Annotated in this window: 18 protein-coding genes; 13 read left to right on the top strand and 5 right to left on the bottom strand. The window is 65.9% G+C overall.

Features of this window, described 5'->3' with window-relative positions; genetic code table 11:
- Nucleotides 1-40 precede the first annotated feature (40 nt).
- From FR728_RS04815 to apbC, 3 genes are all read right to left on the bottom strand, one after another.
- A complete protein-coding gene (locus tag FR728_RS04815) occupies nucleotides 41-244 on the bottom strand; it encodes a twin-arginine translocation signal domain-containing protein (RefSeq protein WP_149891471.1) in 204 nt (67 codons plus the stop codon).
- A gap of 55 nt (nucleotides 245-299) precedes the next feature.
- Complete coding sequence (locus tag FR728_RS04810; protein ID WP_149891470.1) at nucleotides 300-914, bottom strand: TorD/DmsD family molecular chaperone; 615 nt, start codon at nucleotides 912-914, stop codon at nucleotides 300-302.
- A 510-nt stretch (nucleotides 915-1,424) separates the two neighbouring features.
- Complete coding sequence (gene apbC / locus FR728_RS04805) at nucleotides 1,425-2,633, bottom strand: iron-sulfur cluster carrier protein ApbC (protein WP_149891469.1); 1,209 nt, start codon at nucleotides 2,631-2,633, stop codon at nucleotides 1,425-1,427.
- Nucleotides 2,634-3,004: 371 nt separating this feature from the next.
- Between apbC and FR728_RS04800 the strand changes: the two genes are divergently transcribed.
- The 11 genes from FR728_RS04800 (at nucleotide 3,005) to FR728_RS04750 (ending at nucleotide 14,753) form a co-directional block, all read left to right on the top strand.
- Complete coding sequence (locus tag FR728_RS04800) at nucleotides 3,005-4,984, top strand: bifunctional 2',3'-cyclic-nucleotide 2'-phosphodiesterase/3'-nucleotidase (protein ID WP_188318795.1); 1,980 nt, start codon at nucleotides 3,005-3,007, stop codon at nucleotides 4,982-4,984.
- A 365-nt stretch (nucleotides 4,985-5,349) separates the two neighbouring features.
- Nucleotides 5,350-5,946 (top strand): GNAT family N-acetyltransferase, encoded by a 597-nt coding sequence (locus tag FR728_RS04795; RefSeq protein WP_149891468.1) that lies wholly within the window; start codon nucleotides 5,350-5,352, stop codon nucleotides 5,944-5,946.
- A gap of 101 nt (nucleotides 5,947-6,047) precedes the next feature.
- Nucleotides 6,048-7,235 (top strand): benzoate/H(+) symporter BenE family transporter, encoded by a 1,188-nt coding sequence (locus FR728_RS04790; protein ID WP_149891467.1) that lies wholly within the window; start codon nucleotides 6,048-6,050, stop codon nucleotides 7,233-7,235.
- A 44-nt stretch (nucleotides 7,236-7,279) separates the two neighbouring features.
- Nucleotides 7,280-8,218, top strand: a complete 939-nt coding sequence (gene fdhD / locus FR728_RS04785) for a formate dehydrogenase accessory sulfurtransferase FdhD (protein WP_149891466.1) — start codon at nucleotides 7,280-7,282, stop codon at nucleotides 8,216-8,218.
- A complete protein-coding gene (mobA, locus tag FR728_RS04780; protein WP_149891465.1) occupies nucleotides 8,215-8,895 on the top strand; it encodes a molybdenum cofactor guanylyltransferase MobA in 681 nt (226 codons plus the stop codon). Before fdhD ends, mobA begins: the two co-directional genes overlap by 4 nt.
- Nucleotides 8,892-9,398, top strand: a complete 507-nt coding sequence (gene mobB / locus FR728_RS04775; RefSeq protein ID WP_149891464.1) for a molybdopterin-guanine dinucleotide biosynthesis protein B — start codon at nucleotides 8,892-8,894, stop codon at nucleotides 9,396-9,398. Before mobA ends, mobB begins: the two co-directional genes overlap by 4 nt.
- A gap of 22 nt (nucleotides 9,399-9,420) precedes the next feature.
- A complete protein-coding gene (locus tag FR728_RS04770; RefSeq protein ID WP_149891463.1) occupies nucleotides 9,421-10,713 on the top strand; it encodes a molybdopterin molybdotransferase MoeA in 1,293 nt (430 codons plus the stop codon).
- Nucleotides 10,714-11,005: 292 nt separating this feature from the next.
- Nucleotides 11,006-11,782, top strand: coding sequence for an ABC transporter substrate-binding protein (locus FR728_RS04765; RefSeq protein WP_149891462.1), 777 nt, complete (start codon nucleotides 11,006-11,008; stop codon nucleotides 11,780-11,782).
- Between the two features lie 123 nt (nucleotides 11,783-11,905).
- Complete coding sequence (locus FR728_RS04760) at nucleotides 11,906-12,619, top strand: ABC transporter permease (RefSeq protein WP_149891461.1); 714 nt, start codon at nucleotides 11,906-11,908, stop codon at nucleotides 12,617-12,619.
- A complete protein-coding gene (locus tag FR728_RS04755; RefSeq protein WP_149891460.1) occupies nucleotides 12,616-13,446 on the top strand; it encodes an ABC transporter permease in 831 nt (276 codons plus the stop codon). The genes FR728_RS04760 and FR728_RS04755 overlap by 4 nt, the downstream gene beginning before the upstream one ends.
- Nucleotides 13,447-13,574: 128 nt before the next feature.
- The gene (locus tag FR728_RS04750) at nucleotides 13,575-14,753 is read left to right on the top strand and encodes a trans-sulfuration enzyme family protein (RefSeq protein WP_149891459.1); all 1,179 of its coding nucleotides are present in this window, start codon (nucleotides 13,575-13,577) and stop codon (nucleotides 14,751-14,753) included.
- A 7-nt stretch (nucleotides 14,754-14,760) separates the two neighbouring features.
- Here the strand turns inward: FR728_RS04750 and FR728_RS04745 are convergent, their stop codons facing one another.
- A complete protein-coding gene (locus tag FR728_RS04745) occupies nucleotides 14,761-15,663 on the bottom strand; it encodes a LysR family transcriptional regulator (protein WP_149891458.1) in 903 nt (300 codons plus the stop codon).
- Nucleotides 15,664-15,763: 100 nt separating this feature from the next.
- Here FR728_RS04745 and FR728_RS19305 point away from each other — a divergent pair, with 100 nt between their 5' ends.
- Both FR728_RS19305 and FR728_RS04740 read left to right on the top strand, forming a co-directional pair.
- Nucleotides 15,764-15,940, top strand: coding sequence for a hypothetical protein (locus tag FR728_RS19305; protein WP_188318794.1), 177 nt, complete (start codon nucleotides 15,764-15,766; stop codon nucleotides 15,938-15,940).
- A 150-nt stretch (nucleotides 15,941-16,090) separates the two neighbouring features.
- Complete coding sequence (locus FR728_RS04740) at nucleotides 16,091-16,972, top strand: NAD(P)-dependent oxidoreductase (protein ID WP_149891457.1); 882 nt, start codon at nucleotides 16,091-16,093, stop codon at nucleotides 16,970-16,972.
- Between the two features lie 385 nt (nucleotides 16,973-17,357).
- On the opposite strand, the gene FR728_RS04735 is transcribed toward FR728_RS04740, so the two are convergent.
- Entirely contained in the window at nucleotides 17,358-17,840 is a 483-nt protein-coding gene (locus tag FR728_RS04735; RefSeq protein ID WP_208998724.1) for an Lrp/AsnC family transcriptional regulator, read from the bottom strand.
- Nucleotides 17,841-17,948: the final 108 nt, after the last annotated feature.

Raw genomic sequence — 17,948 nt, 5'->3', positions numbered from 1 at the left:
TCATCAGCGCCCTGCCCTTCCGGACCGTCTATTCCGTTCGTCAGAAGCGGGCGGTCTCGTAGACCTTCCTGACGTGATCGGTTTCCCGATAGCCGGCCGCCGTCTCGGACGGGGTCTCGGCGGCAACCGCTTCACCGGCCACCAAGGTGGCGCCGCTGGCCAGGGTGCCCAGGCCGGCGAGCTTCAGAAAGTCCCGACGCCCGGCACCTTCGCCCGCCTGGCTCTTGCTCTTCTTGTCCGTCATCGCTGTCTCCTGCGTTGATCAGAGGGGGACCGGCCCTTGCAGCCGGCGTCCCGGTTCAGGCCTCGCGGCCGGTCATGTCGAATGCTTCGGTCTCGATGGCTGTCAGGACACCACCCAGGGCGCCGAGAGCCGCATAGAAGGGGCTGGTCGTCTGTGCGGCCAGATCCTTGAAGAAGTGGGGAGCCCAGGACGCGATGTGCCGGGTGAAGAAGGTCCGCTGAGTGCAGAGATCCGTCGGGCCGAAAGACCCGTCGATCAGGCCTTCCATCGACTGGAAGAGCGCGGCGATATGATCCTCCGGCTCCTTCACGTCGTCGGCGCGCGCGATTCCCAGCGAGGCCATGTGGACGCGCAGGTCCGCCAGCGGCTTCTCGTTGAGGAACCCGGTCAGATAGAAGCTGGCGTAGGGGACGAGCTCGCCCCGGCCCAAACCGATGAACAGCGCGTTGAACTGATCCCGCAGGGCATTCACATCAGCCTCGCGGGCGGCAGCCGCCAGCTGGCCCAGACCCTGACCGAATTCGGTCTCGTCTGCGGCCAGACGCCGGATGACATCGAGATCGGCCGACGTGGGCGGCGCCTGCAGAAGGCGCGCCACGAAGCCGTAGATGGCGGCGCGATCAGCCTCTTCCGGCGCCAATTCGCGCGTCTGTGACGACACTTGCGTCATGAAACAATACTCCCTCAACCTCGGACTTTGGCCCTGATCCCTGTCCATCGCAAATGAAACGTGTTTCGCGCCGCACAAGACACTGCGCGACACAGCATTCTCTCCGAAATGACCAGATTTTCGTAAGAAACACATGAAAAAGCATGTATAGACACGTAAGTTTCAGGCCGCTTTCATATTTTCGGATTCGTGAAATCAGGCCAAAATGCCCATGATTGCAAGCGCATCGGCCCGTTTGGGACGCTCAAGCCCCGGGTTTTGGCGCCAAACCGCTCGAGCTTCCCTGAGGAGATGTCGCGAGTGACCGGTTTTTCATCGCCTTTTTGTGCATCGCACACAAATCCCGGACCAAATCACCTTTTCTCCCAGTGCGAAAATGACCGGACGCAAGGGCGCTTCGGGGCAGGATCACGCAACGGAGCCTCGTCACGCAAAAGGGCCGGATCCCGCTGGATCCGGCCCTTCGCCTGAAAACGTGCCGCCGTGGTAGGTGCGGCGGAGGCTCGACCCTCAGTCGAAGACGATGGAGGGTGCCGCCTTGGCGGTGTCGGTCGCATACCGATCGACTTCGGCCATCACCTTCGTCGCGATGTCGCGGTAGATGCGGGCGTGATCACTGTCGGGGGCAGAGACCACCACCGGCGTACCATTGTCCGAATTCTCGCGGATGGCCATGTCGAGGGGCACCTCGCCGAGGAAGGGCACGCCCAGCTTCTCGGCCTCCTTGCGCGCGCCGCCGTGACCGAAGATGTCGTGGCGCCCACCGCAATCCGGGCAGAGGAAGTAGCTCATGTTCTCGACGATCCCGAGGACCGGCACATCCACGCGGCGGAACATGTTGAGACCCTTGCGCGCGTCGATCAGCGCCAGATCCTGCGGGGTGGAGACGATCACCGCGCCGGCCAGCGGCACCTGCTGGGCCATGGTCAGCTGGGCATCGCCGGTTCCCGGAGGCATGTCGACCACCAGCACGTCCAGTTCGCCCCAGGCCACTTCGCGCAGCATCTGGGTGAGTGCGGAGATGACCATGGGCCCGCGCCAGATCATCGGCGTCTCTTCCTCGACCATAAAGCCCATGGACATGACCTTGATGCCATAGCCTTCCAGCGGCTTGAGGATGCGGCCGGAGACCGGCTCGGGACGGCCATTGACCTGGAAGAGGCGCGGGATCGACGGGCCGTAGATATCCGCGTCCAGAACGCCGACCTTCAGCCCGTTGGCCTGCAGGCCCAGCGCCAGATTGGTGGTGGTGGTGGACTTGCCCACCCCACCCTTGCCGGAGGCCACGGCGATGATGTGCTTGACGCCGGGGACGCCCGGCTTGGCGGTTGCCGTTTCCTGGGCGCCGTGGCCGGCACGGCCCTGCATGGGCGGCGGCACGTTGCGCGCCTGAGCCGGGTTCGGGGCGGGGCGCACGGGGGCGGCCGGGATCGAGGCCGGGGCCGGGGCCGACGACTGGGCGCCGGGCAGCTTTTCCGCCGTCAGCGCGACCATGGCGGCCTCCACGCCCTCGACCTCGCGCACGACCTTTTCGGCCGCCTGGCGGAGCGGCTCCAGCTCGCGGGCCCTGTCCGCGGGCACAGTGATGGAAAAGGCCACGCGCCCGTCGGAGACGAAGATGTCCGACACCAGGCCCAGGGACACGAGATCCCCTTCCAGGTTCGGCCCCTTCACCTTGGCGAGCTGTTCCAGCACGGCCTTCTTGATCTGTTCACTCATCTGCTGATCACGTCCTGATCTGTTCGACCGGCCGCGCGGTCCCCTCGTTCCGCGTGCGATGGCTCGATCCTCTGTCGCGCCTAACGTAGTCACGTTGAACGGCGCGTCAATCGCCATGGGGACGGTCTTCGGCGTGGCTTGCAGCCGCAGGCCAAGCGGGAGCGGCCAAAAGCGCGCCACGCACCGGCAAGCAGCCCCGCCCGCCGCCTTCATCAGCGTGACAAGACCTGTGGGCAAGTTCGATGCAGGACGCCGGATCGGCCGAGTTCGTCTTGCGCTTGCATGAAAGCGCCATTGCCATCATCGTCAAGGTTCCCACCCTGCCGCCCCGGGCACATGTTCCTGTGTCCGGCCCCACCCGGAGTTGTCCCATGTCCCGTTCGATCCGTTTCCCGCTCTCGCGCCGCACGCTGCTGAAGGGGGCCGCCGCCGCAGGCTTCACCGCGGCACTGCATCCCTATTCGGTGCTGGCCAAGGAGGGCACGGCCCATCTGCGGCTGATGGAAACAACCGATCTTCACGTGCATGTCTTCCCTTACGACTATTACGCCGACAAGCCGACCGACACGGCCGGCCTGGCCCGCACGGCGTCGCTGATCAAGAAGATCCGCGATGAAGCCACCAATTCGGTGCTGGTGGACAATGGCGACTTTCTCCAGGGCAACCCGATGGGTGATTACATCGCCTATGAGCGCGGCATGAAGGGGGGCGACCTGCACCCTGTGATCAAGGGCATGAACGTGCTGGGCTTCGATGCCGGCACTCTGGGCAATCACGAGTTCAACTACGGCCTGGAGTTCCTGACCAAGGTGCTGGCCGGCGCCAATTTCCCCATCGTCTGCGCCAATCTCGCCGAGGGACAGCTCGCCGACAATCCGCGCGACGACACATTCCTGCTGCGCCCCTATGTGATCCTCGACAAGACGATCATGGACGGCTCCGGCAAGAGCTATCCGATCCGCATCGGCTTCATCGGCTTTGTGCCGCCACAGGTGATGAACTGGGACCGGGACCATCTGGCGGGCAACGTGTCGGCCCGCGGCATCGTGGAGACGGCCATGGCCCTCGTGCCGGAGATGAAGGAGCAGGGCTGCGACCTGATCATCGCTCTCTCCCATTCGGGCATCGACGCATCGGCACATGCGGAGGGCATGGAAAACGCCTCCCTGCATCTGGCAGCCGTGGAGGGCATCGACGCGGTCTTCACCGGTCACCAGCATCAGGTCTTCCCGGGTCCGGATTTCGAGGGCCTTGCCGGGGTCGACACGGCGAAGGGCACGCTCTTCGGCAAGCCTGCTGCCATGGGCGGCTTCTGGGGGTCGCATCTGGGCGTGATCGACCTGATGCTGGAGCGGGAAGACGACAGCTGGAAGATCGCCGGATTCACCACCGAAGCCCGGCCGATCTACGAGAAGGAAGGCCGCACCGTCACGGCGCTGGTGGAAAGCGTGGAGGAGGTGCTGGCCGCCGTGCAGGAGGACCACGAGGCGACGCTGGCCTATGTGCGCCGGCCAGTCGGCAAGACCTCGGCCCCGCTCCATTCCTATTTCGCGCTGGTGGCCGATGACCCCAGCGTCCAGATCGTCTCCAAGGCGCAGATCTGGTACATCGCGCAGATGATGAAGGGCACGGAATGGGAAGCCCTTCCGATCCTCTCCGCCGCAGCGCCCTTCAAGGCCGGTGGCCGTGGCGGCCCTGCCTATTACACGGATGTTCCCGTGGGCGACGTGGCCATCAAGAACGTGGCCGACCTCTATCTCTATCCGAACACGGTGCGGGCGGTGAAGATCACCGGCGCGACCGTGAAGGAGTGGCTCGAGCGCTCCGCCGGCATGTTCCTTCAGGTGGAGCCAGGGGCGAAGGATGCGGCCCTGATCAACCCCGAATTCCCCTCCTACAATTTCGATGTGATTGACGGAGTGACCTACCGGATCGACCTGAGCCAGCCGTCGAAATACGGCCCCAAGGGCGAGCTGATCAATCCGGACGCCAGCCGGATCGTGGATCTCGCCTTCCAGGGCGCGCCGATCGACCCGGCGCAGGAGTTCGTGGTGGCGACCAACAACTACCGCGCCGGCGGTGGCGGCAACTTCCCCGGGATCAATGACGAGGTGGTCATCTTCGTCGGCCCGGACACCAACCGGGACGTTCTGGTCCGCTATATCGTTGCGGAAGGCACGATCAACCCGTCTGCCGATGCGAACTGGAGCTTCAAGCCCATGGAAGGCACGACCGTGCTCTTCGACACGGGCCCGGGCGGCAAGGATCACGCGGCCAAGGTCGAAGGGGTGAAGATCGAACCGGCCGGCGACGGCGCCGAAGGCTTCGCCCGCTACCGCATCACGCTCTGAGGGGACGCCGCCCCTCACCCGTCACCGCGCGCCCTCTTCACCCCGGCGGAGAGGGCCCGGTGCAGGGTGCGGATTTCCCTGCGCTCCAGCCGCTCCCTCTCCGTGGCCATCCTCGGGCCTGGCCTGAGGAACCCGTTTTTACCCGCGTTGATGGCAAAGCATCGCTTTCTCAGCGGGCTACTGGATCCCCGCCTGCGCGGGGATGACGGTGATCGGCGGGCGAAGCCACTCACACTCCCCCTCACCTCTCCCGGACCGGGATCGGGTGAGGGGGCGCTTCCCTCGCGATCTTCGCTTGGCCGCGCCATGCCTGATCGCCTAGACTTGCCTGCGATTCTCCCGCCACGACCTTCCAAGGCGTTCCCATGTGCTGGCCTGATCCCTTCTGCAGTCGCGGAAAATACGTCACCCTTGTTCCCCTGTCCCAGGACCACGCGGCCGATCTGAAGGAAGCCGCGCTCGATGGCGACGTGCACAAGCTGTGGTACACGGCCGTCCCCTCCCCGGAAAACGTGCCGGCGGAGATCGACCGGCGGCTCGGGCTGCAGCGGGAGGGCAAGATGCTACCCTTCGCCATTCTGGGCAAGGCCAGCGGCAAGGCGGTCGGCATGACCACCTACATGAACATCGACGCGCTGAACCGGCGCGTGGAAATCGGCTCCACCTGGTATCGCAAGAAGGTCCAGCGCTCGCCGTTCAATACGGAATGCAAGCTCATGCTGCTGCGTCATGCCTTCGAGGAGCTTTCCTGCATTGCCGTGGAGTTCCGCACCCATTTCATGAACCAGCAGAGCCGGCGCGCCATCGAGCGACTGGGAGCGAAGCTCGACGGGGTGCTGCGGTCGCACCAGATGCTCGCCGACGGATCCCTGCGCGACACTGCGGTCTATTCCATCATTGCCTGCGAGTGGCCGGCGGTGCGCAACCATCTGGAATGGCAGCTGGAGAAGCCGCGTGGCTGACGGCCGCGCGCTCGCCTAAGCCCTGTCCCTGTTTCCTCTCCCCCGGGCACGGCCCGCGCCTGTCCCCCTTCGCTCTGCCCCTCCCATTCAAACGGTGCCTCATGATCGCCCGGTCGACCTCCCCCCTGCCCAGCGCCCAGAACCTGTCCACCGGCCTGCTCGTCGGACTGGTGGGCACCGGCAGTTCCTTTGCCGTGGTCGTCCAGGGCCTGCTGGCGGTGGGGGCAAGCGAGGCGCAGGCAGCCAGCGGCATGATGGCGCTGTGTCTCAGTCTCGGCCTGATGGCGATCGTCGCCTCGTGGATGACCCGCATGCCGATCAGCACCGCCTGGTCGACGCCGGGCGCTGCCCTTCTGGCGGCCAGCGGCGCGTTGGAGGGCGGGTTCAATGCGGCGGTCGGCGCCTTCATCCTCTCCTCCGCCCTGCTGCTGCTCGCCGGGCTGTTCAAGCCGCTCACCCGGCTGGTGGCGCGCATTCCTGCCGCACTCGCCAATGCCATGCTGGCCGGCATCCTGATGGGTCTGTGCCTTGCCCCGGTGAAGGCCATTCCGGACCATCCGGTCGAGGCACTGACCATCATCGCCGTCTGGGCCGTGACCTTGCGGGTGAAGCGCCTGCTGGCCGTGCCGCTGGCCGTCCTCGTGACCCTCGCCTTCATCGCCTTCGAGGCGGACGGATCGCGGCTGCAGGGGCTCACTCTCTTCACTCCGCCGGTGTTCGTGACGCCGGAGTTCACCTGGTCGGCCGCAGTCGGCCTCGCCCTGCCGCTCTTCATCGTCACCATGGCGTCCCAGAACATTCCGGGCATGGCGGTGCTCGCGGTCAACGGCTATCACCCGGACGGCGGTCGCCTGTTCTCGCTCTCCGGCCTGTTCAGCCTGCTGAGTGCCCCCTTCGGCGGCCACGCGGTGAACCTCGCCGCCATCACCGCCGCCATGGCCGCCGGCGAGGATGCGGACCCGGATCCGGCACTCCGCTACCGGGTCTGTCTGGTCACAGGGGTCTATTACCTGGTGTTCGGGGCGCTCGCCGGGGCGGCGACCGTGTTCATCACCCTGGTGCCGCCGGTGCTCATCCAGGCCGTGGCGGGGCTCGCCCTCATCGGTCCCCTGGCCAATGCCACCATGGCCGCGACCCGGGAGAATGACACGCGGGAGGCAGCCATCGTCACCTTCCTCGTCACCGTCTCGGGCGTGAGCTTCTTCCAGATCGGCGGCGCCTTCTGGGGCCTGATCGCGGGCGGGGCCTTCCTGGCACTCATGCGTTTTCGCCGGGCAGAACCGGCATAAGCCCCTTGCCCCGCCGGGAGAGCCCTCCTACTGTTTGAAGCCTGATGAGCCAAGACGTTCTCTCCTCCCCCTCCCGCCCCGCGGCGGATGCCGTCGGCCCGGAGGCCACGGACCCTTACCTGCTGCGCCCCGACCCCCTGAAGGACGGTCTGTCGACCACCGTCGAGGGACTGGATCAGGATGGCCGCCTCGTGGAAACGCGGGTCGTGACCGAGAAGGCGCTGACCCTCTATCTCAACTCCCAGGAAGTGGTCACCATGATGACGATCGGGGATCACCCCGATCTGCTGGCCGTCGGCTATCTGAAGAACCAGAACATGCTGGCGCCCGACGACGTGATCACCGGCATCGACTATGACGATGACCTGGAGGTTGTGGTCGTGCGCACGCAGCGCGAGACCAACTACGAGGAAAAGCTGAAGAAGAAGGTGCGCACCTCGGGCTGCGCCCAGGGAACTGTCTTCGGCGACATCATGGAAGGCTTCGACGAGATCGCCCTGCCCGCGACGGCGCGGCTCAAGACCTCGTGGCTCTATGGGCTGACGAAGACCATCAACACCACCCCGTCGCTCTATCTGGAAGCGGGCGCCATCCATGGCTGCGTGCTGTGCCAGGAGGACCGGCCGCTGGTCTATATGGAAGACGTCGGGCGGCACAATGCGGTCGACAAGATCGCCGGCTGGATGGCCATGAACGGGGTGTCGCCGGAAGACAAGATCTTCTACACCACCGGCCGCCTCACCTCGGAAATGGTGATCAAGACCGTGATGATGGGCATTCCGATCCTGGTCTCGCGCTCCGGCTTCACGGCCTGGGGCGTGGAGCTGGCCCGGCGCGCCGGACTGACGCTCGTGGGGCGCGCCCGGGGCAAGCGCTTCGTCGTGCTCTCCGGTCAGGACCGGATCGACTTCGATCTCTCTCCGGATCAAGCCGAGGCCGAGCCCGACCGGGCGGGCCGCAAGGGGAGCCGTGACGACGAATGACCGACACTCCTTCCTCTTCGCCCTCTTCCGCCTCCGGCAGCGAAGTTGCCTCGCCGATCCTCGCCTGCGTCCTGGCCGGCGGTCAGTCGCGGCGCATGGGCGGGGGCGACAAGACCCTTCTCGATCTGGGGGGGCGCTCCATGCTGGAGATCATCCTCGACCGGCTGCGCCCGCAGGCAGGGCAGATCGTCCTCAACGCCAATGGCGACCCGCAGCGGTTTTCCGCCTACGGCCTGCCGGTGATTGCCGATCCGGTGGAGGGCTTCAAGGGGCCGCTGGCCGGCATCCTCGCCGGTCTGCTTCACGCCCGTGACACGGCCCCACAGGTGACCCATGTGGTATCCATCGCCGGCGACACGCCCTTCTTCCCGGCCAACCTGATCGCACGGCTCACCGGACACCTGCCGACCGCCCGTCCGACCATCGCGCTCGCCTCGTCCAACCAGCGCCTGCATCCGGTGTTCGGCCTGTGGCCCGTGGCTCTGGCCGACGATCTTGCCGACTGGCTTGCGGCCGGCGAGAGCGGCAAGGTTCTGGCCTGGGTCGACCGGCACGACAGCATCGAGGTGGACTTCGCCGACGATCCCGCCAGCGGACTGGACCCGTTCTTCAACGCCAACCGGCCGGAAGACCTGGACCTCGCCCTCAAGGCCCTTGCGGAGACCCGCATCCCATGAGCCGCCCGCCCGTCTTCGGCGTGACCGGATGGAAGAACTCCGGCAAGACCCAGCTGGTCACGGCGCTGGTGCGCGAGCTGACCGGGCGCGGCTTCAGGATCGCCACGGTCAAGCACGCCCATCATGCCTTCGACGTGGACACGCCGGGCACCGACAGCTACCGCCACCGGGAGGCCGGGGCCACCGAAGTCGCGCTGGTGTCGGGACGCCGCTGGGCGCTGATGCACGAGCTGCGCGAGGAAGACGAGCCGCCGCTTGCCGACATCCTGTCGCGACTTTCGCCCTGCGATCTGGTGCTGATCGAGGGCTACAAGCGCGAGGATCATCCCAAGATCGAGGCGCGGCGGAAGGACGCCAGCAAGACCGCGCCGCTGAGCCCGGACGATCCGGCGATCCTGGCCATTGCCGCCGACCACCCTGTCATCGATACGGACTTGCCGGTCTTCGACCTGAACGACATATCCGCCATGGCCGATTTCATCTGCCGCACCACCGGCCTTTGAGCGCCCGATGAGCGAGAGCCTGATGAGCGACACCCCGACCCCGTCCCTTCTGAACGACTGCTTCCTGCATGACCGGGACAGGCTGCGCCACGACGAGGCGCTGGAAATCCTGCGGACGCGGATGTCGACGGTCACGGGCCTTGAGACCCTGCCGCTGGAGGCCTGTGCCGGGCGAATCCTGGCGCAGGAGATTGCCGCGCCGCGGGACGTTCCGCTTTTCGACAATGCCGCCGTGGACGGCTATGCCTTCCGCTTCTCCGATCATGATCCGGCTGGCGGCTTCTTCAGGCTTGGCGCGCGGGTCGCGGCCGGTCATCCGGTCGAGGGACCGCTTGCGCCCTGGTCGGCGGCGCGGATCTTCACCGGTGCCGTGATGCCCGAGGGGGCCGATACGGTGGCCATGCAGGAAGACTGCCGGGTGAGCGAAGAAGGGGGCGAGACCTTCGTGATCGTTCCCGCCGGTCTGCGGGCAGGGGCAAACCGCCGCCGGGCGGGTGAGGACCTGAAGGCGGGAACGCCGCTGATGGCGCCGGGCCAGCGCCTGCGCCCCCAGGATCTGGCAGCACTTGCCTCCATCGGTCAGGCGGAGGTTCAGGTTCATCAGCGCCTGAAGGTGGGGCTGTTCTCCACCGGCGACGAGCTGCGCCGTCCCGGGCGGGCGCTTGCCGCAGGCGGCGTCTATGACAGCAACTTCTTTCTTCTCAAGGCCCTGGCCGAAACCCTTCCCGTGGAGATTCATGATCTCGGCATCCTGCCGGACCGGCGCGCGGACGTTGAGGCGGCGCTTGCTGCCGCGGCACAGCGCTGCGACCTGCTGCTGACGACGGGAGGTGCCAGCCGGGGCGAGGAGGACCATGTGGGCGCCGCGCTCATGAGCCTCGGGCACCGGCACATGTGGCAGCTGGCCATCAAGCCCGGACGTCCGATGATGTTCGGCCAGATCGGCACCACCTTGCTGCTGGGCCTGCCCGGCAACCCGGTCGCGGCCATGGTGTGCTTCCTGCTCTACGGCCGCCCGGTGATCAACCAGCTTGCCGGCGGGGCCTTCCTCGCGCCCCAGCGCTTCGCCGTTCCTGCCGCCTTCTCGGTCAAGGGCAAGAAACCGGACCGGCGCGAGTTCTATCGTGGCACCCTTGTCACCGGTCCGGACGGCGAGACCCGCGTGACGAAATTCGAGCGGGACGGCTCCGGCCTGATCACCGGCCTCAGGGCCGCCGACGGGCTGATCGAGATTCCCGAAGAGGTGCGAAGTGTGGACGAAGGAAGCCTCGTGACCTTCCTGCCCTTTTCCGGCATGGGACTGGCAACGGCCTGACCGCACCCCGGCCCTGATCAGACCCGATCAGGCAATCCGATACCCTCGCCCCACGAAAAGGCGAGGATGCCCCTGCGTCGCCGCGACAGCCAGATCTGTCCGGGTTTTGCGGAGCGTCTGCGGACAGCTTCACATCCGGATTCAGGACCTTGGAAGATCTCCCCGTAAAATTTTGTTTTTTTATTGGGCATGCTTGAAATTCGTGCTCAAGTGCAGCGAAATCTACGCAAGGGGTGCCTGACAGTCTTCCCGGGCCGGCAGATGCCCCGAGACCAAAAAAGGGGAACACATAATGCGTATGAAGCGTATCGCCGCGGCGGCAGCCGTCATTCTCGGCACCCTGACCGGCGCCCAGGCCGGCGACTGGACCAAGATCCGCATCGGCACCGAAGGCGCCTATCCTCCGTTCAATACCCTGACCGCTGACGGCCAGCTGGTCGGCTTCGACATCGAGATCGCCAAGGCGCTCTGCGAGGAAATGAAGGCCGAGTGCGAATTCGTCGTGCAGGATTGGGATGGCATCATCCCGGCTCTTCTGGCGGGCAAGTTCGACGCCATCATCGCCTCCATGTCGATCACCGAAGAGCGCAAGCAGAAGGTCGACTTCACCGGCAAGTACTACAACACCGGCCCGGCCATCGCCGTCCCGAAGGACAGCAAGCTGACCGGCGTCACCGATGAAGACCTCAAGGGCGCGCTGCTGGGCGCACAGTCCTCCACCACCCACTCCAACTATGCCGAAGAGAAGTTCCCCTCGGCCGAGCTGAAGCTCTACCCGACCTCTGACGAATACAAGCTCGACGTGGCCGGCGGCCGTATCGATGCCGTCATCGACGACGTGGTGGTGCTGTCCGAGTGGCTGGCCTCCGACGACGGCGCCTGCTGCAAGCTGCTGGGCACCCTGACCCCGGATCCGAAGATCAACGGCGAAGGCGCCGGCATTGCGATCCGCAAGGAAGATCAGGACCTCAAGGAGAAGCTGAACGCTGCCATCCAGGCGATCCGCGCCAATGGAAAGTACGAGGAAATCAACAAGAAATTCTTTGATTTCGACGTTTACGGCGGCTAATCACCACCCCTGACGCGGCGCGGCCCGGGAGGCTTCATCCCCGGGCCGCGCCTCTTTCCCTGCAGGCTTCCCGGCCGCAGCGGAGTTCCTGTTCACCAGATCGACGAAAGCTGCGCCGACGGCATGAACGACATTCTGACGCTCCTTTCCTTCGGCGATTCCGGCTGGGCGGACGAAATCGCAAAGGGTGTGGTGGTGACCATCACCCTGGGTCTGGCGACCCTGCCCTTCGGTCTGGCCCTGGGCTTCCTGATCGCGCTGGCCAAGCGCTCGCCCCACCACAGCCTGCGGCTGGCCGCCAACATCTACACCACCCTGTTCCGCGGACTGCCCGAGCTTCTGACCCTGTTCCTCGTCTATTACGGGGTGCAGATCGGCCTGCAGTCGCTCACCCAGGCCCTCGGTCTGGATCTGGTCATCGAGGTGAATTCCTTTGCAGCGGGCATGGTCGCGCTGGCGATGGTGTTTTCCTCCTATGCGTCGGAGGCCTTCCTGTCAGCCTTCCAGGGCATCCCACAGGGACAATATGAGGGCGGCTATGCGCTTGGCCTGACCCGACGCCAGACCATGGGTCTGGTGATCGCGCCGCAGCTGCTGCGCCTGTCCCTGCCCGCTCTCGGCAACTTGTGGCTCATCCTGCTGAAGGACACCTCTCTGGTGTCGGTCATCGGGCTGGCGGATCTGGTGCGTCAGGCCGGCATGGCCGCGCGCATCACCAAGGAACCGTTCCTCTTCTTCGGCCTAGCGTTCCTGATCTACCTGGTGCTTTCGGTCATCTCCTCCGTCGGCCTCAGCCGGATCGATGCCTGGACCAAGCGCGGGGAGACGGCCCGATGAGCATCTCCGAGCATTTCATCGACGCCAAGGCGCCGCCTCCGATGCCCGCAGCCCCCTGGACCTCCGGGCGGATCATCGGGCATGTGCTTGTCGCCCTGTGGATCGTCGCCGGCTGCGCGCTGCTGTGGTATCTGGGCTCCAACATCACCGGCCCCTTCGTCCAGAAATACTGGCCGGAATATCTGGAAGGCTTCTGGGTCACGCTGCAGATCGTGGCCGTGTCGCTGGTGATCGGCGCGTTGCTGTCGGTGCCCGTCGCCATGGGCCGCATGTCCAGACGGAAGATCTTCGCCTGGCCGGCCTATGCCTATGTCTACATCTTTCGCGGCACGCCGCTGCTCGCCCAGACCTTCCTGATCTATTACGGCGCCGGATCCTTCCGCCCCGAGCTGCAGGACCTGAACCTGTGGTGGTTCTTCCGGGATGCCTGGTATTGCGTGATCTTCGCCTTCTCGCTCAACACCTCGGCCTATCAGGCGGAAATCCTGCGCGGCGCGATCGAGAGCGTGCCGAAGGGCCAGTGGGAAGGCGCACAGGCGCTCGGCCTGTCGCGTCCGGTGATCTTCTGGAAGATCATCCTGCCCCAGGCGCTGATGGTGTCGCTCCGGCCTTATGGCAACGAGATCATCCTGATGGTCAAGGGCTCCGCCATTGCCTCCATCGTCACGGTCTTCGACCTGATGGGCGAAACCCGCCGTGCCTTCTCGCGCTCCTTCGACTTCCAGGCCTATATCTGGGCCGCCGTCTTCTATCTGATCATCGTGGAGATGCTGCGTCAGGTCTGGGACCGGCTGGAAGCCCGGCTGACCCGCCACCTCAAGCGCTGACATCGCAGCCTTCAATTCCCCCGTTCCCGGAAAAACTATTTTCCCGGGAGCGGGCATGCGACTTCCGTTGACGGGTTGCTCCGCAGATCTGCTAAGAGAGGATCACCTTTCAGCTGCGGAACACTCGAATGACCAGCAATATCAACAAGCACGCCGATCTCTACGCCTCCCTCCACGCCGACAGCCTGCTCGCCCATGGCGGCGGCGGCCATGATGCGGTGACGGGCGCGGTGACCCCGGCGATCCCCACGGCCACCACCTTCGTGCGCGACGAAGCCTATGACCTGGTGTCGCCGACCCACCTCTATTCCCGCGACCACAACGACCTCTTCCGCAAGGTGGAGGGGCTGATCGCCACCCTGGAGCACGGCGCCGAAAGCCGGCTCTTTGCCTCAGGCATGGCCGCCATTGCCGCCATCACGCGCACCGTTCGTCCGGGCGAGACCATCCTGCTCCAATCCGGCATCTACTGGGGCACGACGGTGTTCTTCCGCCGCACCTGCGAGCGCAACAACATCGCCCTGATCGAGGTCGACGCGACCGATCTCGGCGCGCTGGCCGACCAGATCACCGCCACCCGACCAGCCATGGTCTTCATCGAGGTGCCGACCAACCCGTTCCTGAAGGTCGCCGACATCCGGGCGATCTCTGCCCTGACGAAGGCCGCCGGCGCGACGCTCTGCGTGGACGCGACCACCGTCACCCCGCTGATCATGAAGCCGCTGACACTCGGCGCCGATCTGGTGGTTCATTCGGCCACCAAGGCACTAAACGGCCATTCGGACCTTCTGGGCGGCGTCGTCACCACGGCGGATGCCACGTCTGCGGCCTGGGACTTCATCCGCGTCGAGCGGCAGGGGGCAGGCGCCGTCATGGGCTCCTTCGAAGCCTGGCTGCTGCTGCGGGGCCTGCGCACCCTGGCGCTTCGCGTGGAGCGCATGAATGCCAATGCGCAAGGGTTTGCCGAGCATTTCGCCCCCGACCCGAGGGTGGAGAGCGTGCTCTATCCGGGCCTGCCGACCGCAGAGGGGCATGATCTGGCCAAGGCCCAGATGACCAATGGCTTCGGCTCGCTGATGTCCATCGTGCTGAAGGGCGACCGGGCCGGCGCGCTCAAGGCCACCGGCGCGCTGAAGCTGTTCCAGCGGGCCACGTCGCTGGGCGGGGTCGAAAGCCTGGTGGAACACCGGGAAACCATCGAGGGGCCGAATTCGGGCATTCCCGGCACCCTGCTGCGCCTCTCCATCGGCATCGAGCATCTGCCGGACCTGATCGCCGACATGGATCAGGCGCTCGCCGCCATCTGATCGCGGCTCAGCGCCGGCCGCAGCGCTCCGTCGTCTCGGCGGCCTTCTCCTGCACCCAGCGGATGAAGGCCGCGAGCGGCGGTCGCGGCACGCCCGGCCGGCGCACCAGATGGTAGCCGCTCTCCGGCGGGCGCAGGTCGCTCGCCAGAACCCGCAGGCTGCCGGCCCGGATTAGCTCCTCCACGAAAATCCGCGCGGTGGCGGTGATCCCCGCCCCGCGCCGCACCCCGTCCAGCACCATGTAGCCGGGCAGATGGGTGATGTTGAGCCGGGCCCGCGGCACCACGCCCTGCCGCTCCAGCCAGCGCGCCAGCTCGTTGGTGCCCAGCTCCTGCAGCCAAGGGAAATCCTGCAGGGCTTCGGGTGCCACATCGCCCTCCTCCCCTACCAGGCTCGTTGCGCCGACCACCACGTAGTCGGTCAGGATCAGGGATTCGGACTGCAGGCCCGGCCAGGGTCCCTCGCCGAAGCGGATCGCCAGATCCACATCGCCGTGCTGCAGGTCAACGAGCTGCGGGGTCGGATTGAGCATCAGCTCGATGTCCGGGTGACGCTGCTTGAAATCCGAAATGCGCGGCATGAGCCAGCTCATGGCAAAGGCCGGGGTCAGGGTCACATGCAAGGGACGCTCGCTGGCATTGCGCGCGACCTCTGCCACCGCCCCGGCGATGCGGCCGAAGCCCTCACCCAGGCCGACGGCAAGCTGCTGACCTTCGGCGGTGAGCGCCAGGCCCCGCCCGGCGCGTTCGACCAGCGACACTCCGAGATGGGCCTCCAGCCCCCTCACCTGCTGGCTGACGGCCGCGTGGGTGACGTTCAGCACCCGTCCAGCCTCGGAAAAGCTCAGGCTCTCGGCCACGCAGGCAAAGGCGCGCAGGGCGGAGAGCGAGGGGAGGTCGCGCCAGTCCATCTGTTAGTTCACGTTACATCCGAAAAAGATTGCTGACTCGCGATTATCGCCAGATAGCGGCACATTCATCGCATCAAAACGCAGATGAAGGTGTAAGGCAATGTTTTACTTCTACGTTCGCGAGATGCTGCGGGCCAGCCGCTTCACCCGCTTTATCCGCCCCCTGCCCGACACGCGACCCCAGACGCCGTCGCAGGGGGATCTCGCCCGGGCGGAACGGGCGCGGCTCGATCACTGCCGCCGGTCTGCCGGAGGCCGGTTCAGCTTCTGGATCTAATCCGGGTCCCGACGCATCCGCCCTTGCCTGAGGATCACAGGAGCTGTTCCGTCCCGGACCTGACAGGCCGGGGCTCATGGGCTAAACATGTCCGAAAGTCAGGAGGATCTGCCGGGGAGGCAGACGGCACAGTTTCGGAGGATCAAGGTCATGGCAAAGGTTGCGTTCATCGGGCTCGGGGTGATGGGCTATCCCATGGCGGGGCATCTGAAGACCCGGGGCGGTCACGATGTCACCGTCTACAACCGGACCACGGCCAAGGCGGAAAAATGGGCCACGGAGTTCGGCGGCCAGTTCGCCGCGACCCCGGCGGAGGCCGCCCGGGACTGCGACTTCGTCTTCTGCTGCGTGGGCAATGACGACGACCTGCGGGCCGTGACCACCGGGCCGGACGGCGCCTTCTCCACCCTGAAGCCCGGCGCCATTGTCATCGACAACACCACCGCGTCGGCGGAAGTTGCCCGCGAGCTCCACGCCATCGCCCGGGACAAGGGCTGTGGCTTCATCGACGCGCCGGTCTCCGGCGGTCAGGCCGGGGCGGAAAACGGCGTGCTCACGGTCATGTGCGGCGGGGATGCGGAGGTCTTCGACAAGGCCCGCCCGGTGATCGAGGCCTTCGCCCGTTTCGTCGGGCTGATGGGCGAGAGCGGGGCCGGCCAGCTGACGAAAATGTGCAACCAGATCTGCATCGCCGGCGTGGTTCAGGGCCTGTCGGAAGCGGTCCACTTTGCCAAGCGCGCGGGGCTCGACGTGGAGACGGTGATCTCCGCCATCCGCGGCGGGGCGGCCCAGTCCTGGCAGATGGAAAACCGCTGGCAGACCATGGACAAGGGTGAATTCGGCTTCGGCTTCGCGGTCGACTGGATGCGCAAGGACCTCGGCATCTGCCTGCAGACCGCCAACCGCACCGGCGCCCGCCTGCCGCTCACCGCGCTCGTCGACCAGTTCTATGCCGACGTGCAGCAGATGGGCGGCGGCCGCTGGGACACGTCTTCCCTGCTCACCCGCCTGGAAAAGCCGAAGGACGCCTGAGGACCGGTTTCGGCGCGGCGAGGCCGGTGTTACGGGTCCGAGCCTCTCTGCCCGCGCCACGCTCTCCATCGCCCTCCTCGGGCCTGTCCCGAGGATCCAGGACCCTCAGGCGCGCCTTGTGACCACGCAAGCAGGTCTGGCGGATCCTGGATCCCTGCCTCGCAGGGATGACGAGAACGAGAGGAATGGTTTTGCGCCGAAGGCTGGATCCTCGGCACAGGGCCGAGGATGACAATCGAAGCTCTCCTGCCTCTCCATCGTCATTGCAGCACTTGATGCTGCAATCCATGCCGTGTCCTCTCGGCAGTGCGAGGTCTTGCCATGGAGGCGAGGTCACGGCATGGCATGACGGCGCAAGCGTTGGCGGGTGGCCCGGCCTCCCGCCTTACTCACCCTTGGGCTTTTCCGCCGGAACGTAGCCCAGCGGGAGCTGGGTGGTGTATTTGATCTGCTCCATGGCGAAGGTGGTCGAGACGTCGGAGATCTCGATCTTCGCGATCAGGCGCTTGTAGAAGGCATCATAGGCGCCGATGTCGGGCACGCAGACCCGCAACAGATAATCCACCTGGCCGGCCATGCGGTAGAACTCCACCACCTCGGGGAACTCGCGGATCACGTCGGCGAATTTCTTCAGCCAGTCTTCCGTGTGCTGCGAGGTGGTGATCGCCACGAAGGCGGTGACCTTCACGTTCACCTTGTCCGGATCAAGCAGGGCGACCCGCCCGGTGATCACCCCATCCTCTTCCATCTTCTGGATGCGGCGCCAGCAGGGGGTCGTCGACAGGCCGACGCGACGGCCGATCTCGGCAACGGGAATGGTGCAGTCCTCCTGGAGGATGGACAGGATGCGGCGGTCAATACGGTCGATCATGGGGACCCCAGCAGGACAGGAGACAGGAGGACAAGAAACGCGAGGCACCGCGCCTCACCCCGCCGCAATAGAAAATCATTGCGCGAGGCCTCCAGTTTCCATGCG

Source organism: Roseibium aestuarii (assembly GCF_008477545.1).
Lineage (GTDB): Bacteria > Pseudomonadota > Alphaproteobacteria > Rhizobiales > Stappiaceae > Roseibium > Roseibium aestuarii.
This window is presented reverse-complemented; position numbering and strand designations above follow the sequence as displayed.